Consider the following 9,216-nt stretch of genomic DNA (forward strand, 5'->3'; position numbering starts at 1 on the left):
TATTCATACGTATTTGGATATCTTTTCGAATTAAAAAGTTATTAATTGATTATCAATATGCACTGATACCATTTGCCGCGTCAATCGGTGCCAGCAAGAAGAGAAGGGGATGCGCCCACCATGTCATTGAGCACGGCCTTGCGTTTTCCTGCCCACGAGGCCCCGGAGTGCCGGGTGCCGGCCGAGGCCTTGCTGGGCGAGGGCCTGCTGTGGTCCATGGCCGAGCAGGCGCTGTACTGGGTGGACATCCTGGGGGGGCACTTGCACCGCTACCAGCCGGTCACGCAGCGCAGTGAGCGCTGGTCGTTCGGCGAGCCCATCTCCGCCGTGACCGAGCGGGCCGGTGGCCCGGGCCTGCTGGTGGCCCTGCGCAGCGGCCTGGCCTTCTTTGACCCGGCCCTGGGGCCCGAGGCCTTGCAGCGGCTGTGCCACCCCGAACCCGACCTGCCGGGCAACCGCTACAACGACGGCAAGTGCGACCGTCAGGGGCGCTTCTGGGTCGGCAGCATGGACTTCGACTGCGTCGCGCCCACGGGCAGCCTCTACCGGGTGGACCCCGATGGCCGGCATTCGCGGCATGCCCAGGGCATCGCGGTGGTCAACGGCCCGACCTGGACCCTGGACGGCCGCACGCTGCTGCTCAACGACTCCGTGCAGGGCTGCGTCTACGCCCACGCCTTCGACCCGGACACGGGCACGCTGGGCGAGCGCCGGCTGTGGCTGCGCCTGCCCGCGTCCGACGGCTGCCCCGACGGCATGTGCACCGACGCCGAGGGTCGCATCTGGATCGCCCACTGGGGCGGGGGCTGCGTGTCCTGCCATGACCCGGACAGCGCCGAGGAACTGGGCCGCATCCACCTGCCGGCCCGCCAGGTGAGCAACTGCACCTTCGGCGGCGCCGACCTCGACACCCTCTTCATCAGCACCGCCCGCGTCGGCCTGACGCAAGAGCAACTGGCGGTGCAAGCGCTGGCCGGCTCGGTGTTCGCGGTGCGCACCAGCGCGCGCGGCCAGGTGGCGTCGCTGTTCCGCGGCTGAGCCCATGACCACCTCCGGGACCACGCCGCCGGTGACCTGGCTGGAGGAAGCCGGGCAGCGCCTGGGCCTGCTGCCCGGCCTGGGCGGCGGCCTGGCCGCCTGGCAACGGGCGCATCGCGGCCGCTGGGTGGATCTGCTGCGCCCCTGGGATGGGCGCAGCCTGCACCCCGGTGCCAGCGCCTGCCAGCCGCTGGCGCCCTGGTCCAACCGCGTCAGCCAGGGCGGCTTCACGCAGGACGGCCACTTCCACCCCCTGTGGCCCAACACCGCGGGTGACCCCTATCCCATCCATGGCGACGCCTGGCTGCAGCCCTGGGAACTGGTCGCGCCATCGTCCCGGCAGGCCGTGATGCGGCTGCGCTCGCGCGGCTTCAACGGCGGCCCGCATGACTTCGAGGCCGAGCAGCAGCTGACCCTGGACGGCGGGGGCCTGACCCACCGGCTGAGCGTGCGCCACCTGGGGCCCGAGCGCCTGCCGTACGGCCTGGGCCTGCACCCCTGGTTCCCGCGCACCCAGCCCTGCGAGGTGCAGGCCGCGGTGCAGGGGGTGTGGCACAGCCATCCCGACCGCCTGCCGCTGAGCCATGCCCGCGAACTGCCCGCCGACTGGGACCTCCACCGCGGCATTGCCGGCGCGGGTCGCTTGATCGACAACGCCTTCACCGGCTGGGACGGCCGGGTGCGCCTGCGCTGGCCCACCCTGGGTCTGAGCCTGCACGGCCAGGCCCAGGCCTGGCTGGGCGACCAGCCGCTGCCCGGGCTGTGCTGCGTGGTCTACCGGCCCGAGGCGGGCGACGCCTTCTGCTTTGAACCGGTCACCCACCCGATCGATGCCTTCCACCTCCCCGACCGGCCCGGCCTGGTCGAGCTGGCCCCCGGCCAGTCGCTGGTCTTGCAGTTGCGCTGGGATTGCCAGCCGGACTGATCCCTTCCCCCACATCCAGAGGATTCCCATGGCGATCGACGGATCGATGCTCATCAACGGCCAGGCCCGCCGCGGCCAAGGGGCGCACTTCACGGCCACCGAGGCAGCCACCGGCCAGCCCATTGCCGCGCCGGTGTTCGCCAGCGCGCTGCCGCAGGACGTGAACGACGCAGCCGAGGCCGCGCGCGCCGCCTTCGACCCCTTCCAGGCGATCAGCCTGGAGGCCCGCGCCGCGCTGCTGGACGACATGGCCCAGCGCATCGACGCGCTGGGCGGTGAGCTCACCGAGCGCGCCATGGCCGAGACCGGCCTGCCGGCCGCCCGGCTGGAGGGGGAACGGGCCCGCACCGTGGGCCAGCTGCGCATGTTCGCCCACCATGTGCGTGCCGGCGACTGGCTGGATGCGCGCATCGAACCCGCCCTGCCCGAGCGCCAGCCGCCGCGCCGCCGCCTGGCGCTGCAGCGGGTGGGCCTGGGGCCGGTCGCGGTGTTCGGCGCCAGCAACTTCCCGCTGGCCTTCTCGGTGGCCGGCGGCGACACCGCCGCGGCACTGGCCGCCGGCTGCCCGGTGGTCGTGAAGGCCCACCCCTCCCACCCCGGCACCTCCGAGCTGGTGGGCCGGGCGGTGATGGCCGCCGTGGCCGCCGCCGGCCTGCCGCCCGGCGTGTTCTCGCTGCTGGTGGAATCGGGCCATCAGATGGGCGTGGCGCTGGTGCAGCACCCGGCCATCCAGGCCGTGGGCTTCACCGGCTCTCGCAACGCGGGCCAGGCCCTGATGCGCGTGGCCGCCGCGCGGCCCCAGCCCATCCCGGTCTATGCCGAGATGAGCAGCATCAACCCCACGCTGCTCCTGCCCGCCGCCCTGGCGGCCCGGCCCGAGACGCTGGCGCGCGACTTCGTCGCATCGCTGACGCTGGGCTCCGGTCAGTTCTGCACCAACCCCGGCCTGCTGCTGGCGCTGGAAGGCCCGGGTCTGGACGCTTTCGTCGGCGCCGCGAGCGCCGCCATCGCCGATGCGCCGGCCGGCGTCATGCTCAACCCGCAGATCGCCGCCGCCTACGAGCGCGGCGCCGCGCGCGAGTGCGAGGTGCCCGGCGCCCAGCTGCTGGCCCAGGGCCAGGCTGCGCCGGCCCGTTCGCGCGCCGCGCTGCTGCGCCACAGCGCCGCCGGCCTGCGCGCCAGCGGCCACCTGCCTGAGGAGGTGTTCGGTCCCTTCGGCGTGCTGGTCGTCTGCGCCGATGCGGACGAGATGATCGCGCTGCTGGAGAACCTGGAAGGCCAGCTCACCGCCACGCTGCACCTGGACGACGCGGACCTGCCCCTGGCGCGCCGCCTGCTGCCCCTGCTGCAGCGCAAGGTGGGCCGCATCCTGGCCAATGCCTTCCCGACCGGCGTGGAGGTCTGCGATGCCATGGTGCACGGCGGCCCCTACCCGGCCACGTCCGACGGCCGCAGCACCTCGGTGGGCACCGCGGCGATCGAGCGCTTCCTGCGTCCGGTCTGCTACGACGGCCTGCCTGATGCCCTGCTGCCGGCGGCCTTGCAACAGGCCAACCCGCTGGGCCTGCGCCGTCGCGTGGCCAGCCGCTTCAGCGACGCGGCGGCCTGAGCCGCCGCCCCATCGGAACCCCATGCGCTCCCGGGCCGTCCACCTGCGCCGCCGCCACCTGTTGCTGGGCGGCCTGGGCCTCACCCTGGTGGCCGCGGGCTACGCCTCGCGGGTCCGGGTGGACTGTGAGCGCCTGCCCCCGGCCGCCCACTGCGCCGGGGGCGAGGCGGCGGACCCGGCGTGGGCGCCGGCCTCGCACACCGCCCTGCTGAGTGTCAGCGCCGGTGGCCGACTGGTGCGCTCGCGCGATGGCGGGCGCGGCTGGCAGGAGGTGGAACTGCCCGGTGCGCCCGAGCTGCGCGGGCTGCTGCGCGTGGACGCGGCCACCCTGGTCGCGGTGGGCGTGGGCGGCGTGATGCTGCGCTCCGCCGACGACGGCCGCCAATGGCAGCCGGTGGGCGTCGGTCTGAGCCACCAGAGCCTGCTGACCGTGCTGGGCTGCGGGGCTGGTTGCGTGCTGGCGCTGGGCCATGAAGGCGATGTGCTGCGCTCCGTCGACGGCGGCCAGCGCTGGCAGCGCCTGGGCCGCGATGGCCCCCGCGGCCTGCAGTCGCCGGTGCCGGACTCCGCGCGCGATGCCCTGGTGCTGTCCGGGGCGGACGGGCGCGAGGCGGTCTCCCGGGACCGGGGCCAGAGCTGGCACTATCGCGCCTCGGCCGCCCGGATGCCGCAGCGGGTCGAAGCCCCTTTCCTGACGGTCCTGCCCGAGGCGACGACCCCCGCGCTGCCTCTGCACGACATCTGGTCCCTGCGGCTCGACGAAGCGGGCCGGCTGTGGCTGCTGCGCAGCATGGGGGAGCTCTGGGTGTCGGCCAACGGGGGCCGTCACTGGCAGATCGTGCCCGCAGGCGGGGCCCGCCTCCAGGCCTTGAGCGCCATGAACGAGCCCCGCGGCGACATCCTGGTCACGCAGGGCTGATCCTGCAATGCCGGTGCCTGGCGCGGCACCGGGGTGTCGGTCAGAACGGAATGTCGTCGTCCATGTCGTCGAAGCCGGTGGACGACTTCGGCGCGGGGCGCGGGGCGGGGGCCGGGGCCCGCGGCGGGGCGGCCGGGCGGGCGGCCGGACGGCTGTAGCCGCCACCGCCACCACTGCCACCACCCATCTCCTCGTCCATGCCACCGCCTTCGCCGCCGCCCATGCTTTCGCGGCCGCCCAGCAGCTGCATGGTCTCGGCCACGATCTCGGTGGTGTAGCGGTCGTTGCCGTCCTTGTCCTGCCACTTGCGGGTCTTCAGGCGGCCTTCGATGTAGACCGGGCGGCCCTTCTTCAGGTACTCGCCGGCGATCTCGGCCTGGCGGTCGTACAGCACGACCGAGTGCCATTCGGTCTCTTCCTGGCGCTCGCCGCTCTCGCGGTTCTTCCAGTTGCGGGTGGTGGCCAGGCGCAGGTTGCAGACGGCGGCGCCGCTGGGGGTGTAGCGCACTTCCGGGTCGCGGCCCAGATTGCCGATGATGATGACTTTGTTGACGCTGGCCAAGGTGGGGCTCTCCTGTGGGGACGGGCACGGGCAGGGCGTGCTGGCACCCCGGAATTCCCGTCGCTGAAGGGGCGAGATTATCGCCGATCGGCCTGGCCGGCCACCCCTGTCAGGGGGGAGGGCCGTCGGTCTGGGCCAGGGTGGGCAGCAGGGCGATCAGCGCGGCCAGCGCGGGCGTGGGCTGGCGCCCGGCCTGCAGCACCCAGTGCCACTGGCGGCTGATGCGTGGCAGCGGGGCGGCCACCGTCTGCAGCTGGCCGCGGGCCAGGTCCTCGGCCACCACCTGTCGCGACAGGCAGGCCAGGCCCAGGCCGGCCAGCGCGGCCTGGCGCAGCGCGGCGTTGCTGCCCAGCTCGATGCGGCGGCGGTAGGGGCCGATGCGCGGCGCCAGGGCCTGGTCGCTGATCTCCCGGGTGGCCGAGCCGGTTTCGCGCAGCAGCCAGACGGCCTCGGCCAGCTCGGCCAGCGTGCCGCCCTGGGTGGCGGCCACGGCAGGCGTGCCCACCACCACCAGCTCGTCCTCCAGCCAGGGCTGGGCCACCAGGCTGGCGTCGTGGTGCGGGCCCTCGATCAGGCCGATGTCCAGCGCATGGCTGGCCACCGCGGCGCAGATCTGCGCGGTGTTGCCCACGGTCACCGTGGTCTGCCAGTGCGGCGCGGCGCGGGGTCGATCGCCCAGGAAGGCGGCCAGCACCGCCGGCACGCCGTGGTCGGCCACCGTCAGGCTGGCGCCGATGCGCAGCGCGGCGCGCTGGGCGTCGCTGTCCTGGGCCAGGCGCTCGATGTCGCCCGCGCCGGCCAGCAGGGCCTCGGCGCGGGGCAGCAGGGCGCGGCCGTTGTCGTTGAGCAGCAGGCGCTTGCCCACCCGGTCGAACAGCTGCAGCGACAGCAGGCGCTCGAGCTCCTGCAGCGCGGCGCTGGTGGCCGACTGGGACAGGGCGATGGCCTCGGCCGCCGCGGTGGTGCTGCCGCTGCGGGCCACGGCCACGAAGATCTGCAGCTGGCGCAGGGTGAGGTGCAGCACGTCCATGGCGGCACTTTATAACGATTAAGTCGATCGATATGAGAAAAACTATCTGTTGGACGGGTTGATCCGGCCCCGGAACACTGGCGCATCGCTGTACCAAACCGGAGATCGCCATGCCGTCCACCCCTGCCACCCTGCTGCTGTCGCCCGGCCCCCTGCACCATGGCCGCCGCTGGCTGGGCCGCCACGCCGCCGGCCTGGCGCTGTGCGCGCTGCTGGCGCTGGCCGCCCAGGCCATGGGCCACTGGCCGGTGTTCGACCACCACGGCATCGGCACGCTGACCCTGGCCTTGCTGCTGGGCATCGTGGCGGGCAACGGGCTGCCGCAGCGTTGGCTGGGCCCGGCCGAGCACGGCGCGGCCCTGTCGCGCCAGCGCCTGCTGCGCGCCGGGGTGATGCTGTTCGGCCTGGGCCTGACGGTGCAGGACCTGGCCCATGTGGGCCTCACCGGCGTGCTGCTGGCGGCGGTCATGCTGACCTCCACCTTCGCGCTGGCGGCCTGGGCGGGGCCGCGCTGGCTGGGACTGGACGGGACCACGTCCCTGCTGATCGGCGCGGGCAGCGCCATCTGCGGGGCCGCGGCCGTCATCGCCACCGAGCCGGTGGTGCGGGCCCGCAACGGCGAGGCCACGGTGGCGGTCAGCACCGTGGTGCTGTTCGGCACCTTCTCGGTCTTCCTCTATCCGTGGCTGGGCGAGGTGGCGGCGCACTGGGCGGCCCTGCCGCAGGGCGCCACCGGCCTGGGCCTGTACCTGGGCGCCACGGTGCACGAGGTGGCCCAGGTGGTGGCCGCCGGCCGGTCCATGGGGACGGACGTGGCCAGCGTGGCGGTGATCGAGAAGATGGTGCGGGTGATGCTGCTGGCGCCCTTCCTGCTCGTCCTGTCCTCGCGCTGGCTGGCCCGTGGTGAGGCCGGCGCGGCCACGGGCCGCCGCGGCGGTCACACCCCCTGGTTCGCCTGGGGCTTCCTGGCCATGGTGGGGCTGCATTCCACCGGCTGGCTGCCGGCCGCGCTGGAGGCCGAGGCCAGCCAGGCCGGCACCGTGATGCTGGCCATGGCCATGGCCGCCCTGGGCCTGAACACCCGCTGGTCGGGCGTGCGGGCGGCCGGGCTGCGGCCCCTGGCCCTGGGCACCCTGCTGTGGGCCTGGCTGCTGGTGGGGGGCGCGTTGCTGGTGCGGGGGACCGAACTGCTGGGCGCCTGAACGCGCGGGACAGGCTGGCGAGCCGATCCCCGGCTACAGTGCCGGGGACGGGCCGCCGCCGGTGGCCACCCCACCCCGCTGCGCCGCCCATGTCACCCCTGCCCTTGCGTTTCCCGCACCGTCCCACCCTGTCCCGCCTGGCCACCGCGCTGGGCGTCGCCGTCCTGGCGGGCTGCAGCAGCGCCGCCCCGGAGCCGCCCCTGCTGCAGCTGCAGGAGCTGACCAGCGCGCCGCGCTGCAGCGCCGACATGCACTGCCGCTCCCTGCCGGTGGGCGCGCGGGCCTGCGGCGGGCCCTCGCGCTACCTGGTCTGGTCCACCCTGGTCAACCGCGAGGACGAGCTGAAGGCCCTGGCCGCCCAGGTGACCGAGCAGGAGAAGGCCCGCAACGCCGCATCCGGCCGCATGTCCACCTGTGAGGTGCTGGCCGACCCGGGGGCGCGCTGCGACTTCGCCATCGGCCAGTGCATCGCCGGTGGCGGGTCGCCGGTCCGTCAGGGCTCGCCGTCCCAGTAATCCAGCGCGTCGGCCGGGCGCTGCAGCACTTTCACGCCGGGCCCCCAGGCCATCACCTTGCCCGAGTCAGGGTATTCGCAGAGCTCGGGCCGCTGCCGGGTGCTGATGGACAGGTACTTCAGCGGCGCGTCCGAGGTGTTGAGCAGGTGGTGCGGGTACTCGGGCCCGGCGGGGATGAAGATCACGTCGCCGGCCTTCACCGGCAGGTGTTCGCCCGCCACCCGCAGCGTGCCCTGGCCTTCGAGGATCACGAACATCTCCTCCTGCGCGTGATGCAGGTGGTAGGGGCAGCTGCGCTGACCCGGGGGCACCACATCCACGCCGCAGCCCAGCTGCTGCGCGGCGGTGCCGTCGGACAGACCGGCGAAGTGCGATTGGTACAGCGGCGGGCGCGAGAAGGTCTGGGCGCTGGGGCCAGCCAACGCGTCGTCGATGGAGCGGATCAGTTGCTGGCGCAGGGTGGTGGCATCCATGGCGTCTCCAGGTGAGGGTTCGGCCAGCATAGTCCGATCAACCGCCGTCGGGCAGGGCGCAGCAGGTACCATGACGGGCGATGCCCGCCCCGCTTTCGACCGTTCCCCTCGACATCCTGCAGGAAGTCTTCGGCTACACCGCCTTCCGCGGCCACCAGGCCGCCATCGTGCAGCAGGTGATCGACGGCGGCGACGCGCTGGTGCTGATGCCCACCGGCGGCGGCAAGAGCCTGTGCTACCAGATCCCCGCCATTGCCCGCCACCGCGCCGGCCTGGGCGTGGCCGTGGTGGTCAGCCCGTTGATCGCGCTGATGCAGGACCAGGTCGGCGCGCTGGAAGAGGCCGGCGTGCACGCGGCCTTCCTGAACTCCTCGCTGGACCTGGAGGGCGTGCAGCACGTCGAGCGCGAGCTGCTCTCGGGCCGGCTGGTGACGCTCTACGCCGCACCCGAGCGCATCACCCACCCGCGCTTCCTGGCCATGCTCGACTCGCTGCAGGAGCGTGGCAAGCTCAGCCTCTTCGCCATCGACGAGGCGCACTGTGTGAGCCAGTGGGGCCACGACTTCCGCGAGGAATACCTGCAGCTGGGCCTGCTGGCCGAGCGCTACCCCGGCGTGCCGCGCATCGCGCTGACGGCCACCGCCGACGAGCACACCCGGGCCGACATCGTTGAGCGCCTGGCGCTGCACGCCGCGCAGACCTTCATCAGCAGCTTCGACCGGCCCAACATCCGCTACACCATCGTCGAGAAGGACAACGCGCGGGCCCAGCTGCTGCGCTGGCTGCAGGACGAGCACGCCGGCGAGGCCGGCATCGTCTACTGCCAGAGCCGGCGCAAGGTGGAGGAGACGGCCGAGTGGCTGCAGGACCAGGGCATTGCCGCGCTGCCCTACCACGCCGGGCTGGACGCCGAGGTGCGGCGCCGCCACCAGGACCGCTCTGC

Annotated in this window: 10 protein-coding genes; 7 read left to right on the plus strand and 3 right to left on the minus strand. The window is 73.5% G+C overall.

The features are described 5' to 3' along the window. The first annotated feature begins 120 nt into the window (after nucleotides 1-120). The 4 genes from I73_RS04080 to I73_RS04095 are packed head-to-tail and all read left to right on the plus strand — an operon-like array spanning nucleotide 121 to nucleotide 4,491. Entirely contained in the window at nucleotides 121-1,038 is a 918-nt protein-coding gene (locus tag I73_RS04080; RefSeq protein ID WP_026096285.1) for an SMP-30/gluconolactonase/LRE family protein, read from the plus strand. A 4-nt stretch (nucleotides 1,039-1,042) separates the two neighbouring features. Next, a complete protein-coding gene (locus I73_RS04085; protein WP_022979447.1) occupies nucleotides 1,043-1,963 on the plus strand; it encodes an aldose 1-epimerase in 921 nt (306 codons plus the stop codon). Nucleotides 1,964-1,991: 28 nt separating this feature from the next. After that, nucleotides 1,992-3,572: an aldehyde dehydrogenase (NADP(+)) gene (locus tag I73_RS04090; protein ID WP_022979448.1), complete on the plus strand. Its 1,581-nt coding sequence runs from the start codon at nucleotides 1,992-1,994 to the stop codon at nucleotides 3,570-3,572. Nucleotides 3,573-3,594: 22 nt separating this feature from the next. After that, nucleotides 3,595-4,491 (plus strand): hypothetical protein, encoded by an 897-nt coding sequence (locus I73_RS04095; protein WP_022979449.1) that lies wholly within the window; start codon nucleotides 3,595-3,597, stop codon nucleotides 4,489-4,491. 40 nt (nucleotides 4,492-4,531) lie between these two features. On the opposite strand, the gene ssb is transcribed toward I73_RS04095, so the two are convergent. Together ssb and I73_RS25835 are read right to left on the minus strand one after the other, a co-directional pair. Further along, nucleotides 4,532-5,053 (minus strand): single-stranded DNA-binding protein, encoded by a 522-nt coding sequence (gene ssb, locus I73_RS04100; protein WP_022979450.1) that lies wholly within the window; start codon nucleotides 5,051-5,053, stop codon nucleotides 4,532-4,534. Between the two features lie 109 nt (nucleotides 5,054-5,162). After that, nucleotides 5,163-6,083, minus strand: a complete 921-nt coding sequence (locus I73_RS25835; RefSeq protein ID WP_022979451.1) for a LysR substrate-binding domain-containing protein — start codon at nucleotides 6,081-6,083, stop codon at nucleotides 5,163-5,165. Between the two features lie 110 nt (nucleotides 6,084-6,193). Between I73_RS25835 and I73_RS04110 the strand changes: the two genes are divergently transcribed. Together I73_RS04110 and I73_RS30685 are read left to right on the plus strand one after the other, a co-directional pair. Beyond that, entirely contained in the window at nucleotides 6,194-7,285 is a 1,092-nt protein-coding gene (locus I73_RS04110) for a YeiH family protein (protein ID WP_022979452.1), read from the plus strand. Between the two features lie 89 nt (nucleotides 7,286-7,374). Continuing rightward, nucleotides 7,375-7,800 carry a hypothetical protein gene (locus I73_RS30685; RefSeq protein ID WP_022979453.1) on the plus strand — a complete coding sequence of 142 codons (426 nt, stop codon included), beginning with the start codon at nucleotides 7,375-7,377 and terminating at the stop codon, nucleotides 7,798-7,800. Here the strand turns inward: I73_RS30685 and I73_RS04120 are convergent. Further along, a complete protein-coding gene (locus tag I73_RS04120) occupies nucleotides 7,779-8,273 on the minus strand; it encodes a cupin domain-containing protein (RefSeq protein ID WP_022979454.1) in 495 nt (164 codons plus the stop codon). The two genes, I73_RS30685 and I73_RS04120, sit on opposite strands and share 22 nt — an antisense overlap. Nucleotides 8,274-8,353: 80 nt before the next feature. On the opposite strand from I73_RS04120, the gene I73_RS04125 reads away from it, so the two are divergent. Continuing rightward, the coding region (locus I73_RS04125) for an ATP-dependent DNA helicase RecQ (RefSeq protein ID WP_022979455.1) at nucleotides 8,354-9,216 on the plus strand (863 nt) is incomplete at its 3' end.

It is taken from the genome of Ideonella sp. B508-1 (assembly GCF_000333615.1).
Taxonomy (GTDB): domain Bacteria; phylum Pseudomonadota; class Gammaproteobacteria; order Burkholderiales; family Burkholderiaceae_C; genus Ideonella.

Coding starts and splice junctions, on each gene's coding strand:
- I73_RS04080 (WP_026096285.1), top strand. CDS start 121: ATGTCATTGAGCACGGCCTTGCGTTTTCCTGCCCACGAGGCCCCGGAG.
- I73_RS04085 (WP_022979447.1), top strand. CDS start 1,043: ATGACCACCTCCGGGACCACGCCGCCGGTGACCTGGCTGGAGGAAGCC.
- I73_RS04090 (WP_022979448.1), top strand. CDS start 1,992: ATGGCGATCGACGGATCGATGCTCATCAACGGCCAGGCCCGCCGCGGC.
- I73_RS04095 (WP_022979449.1), top strand. CDS start 3,595: ATGCGCTCCCGGGCCGTCCACCTGCGCCGCCGCCACCTGTTGCTGGGC.
- I73_RS25835 (WP_022979451.1), bottom strand. CDS start 6,083: ATGGACGTGCTGCACCTCACCCTGCGCCAGCTGCAGATCTTCGTGGCC.
- I73_RS04110 (WP_022979452.1), top strand. CDS start 6,194: ATGCCGTCCACCCCTGCCACCCTGCTGCTGTCGCCCGGCCCCCTGCAC.
- I73_RS30685 (WP_022979453.1), top strand. CDS start 7,375: ATGTCACCCCTGCCCTTGCGTTTCCCGCACCGTCCCACCCTGTCCCGC.
- I73_RS04120 (WP_022979454.1), bottom strand. CDS start 8,273: ATGGATGCCACCACCCTGCGCCAGCAACTGATCCGCTCCATCGACGAC.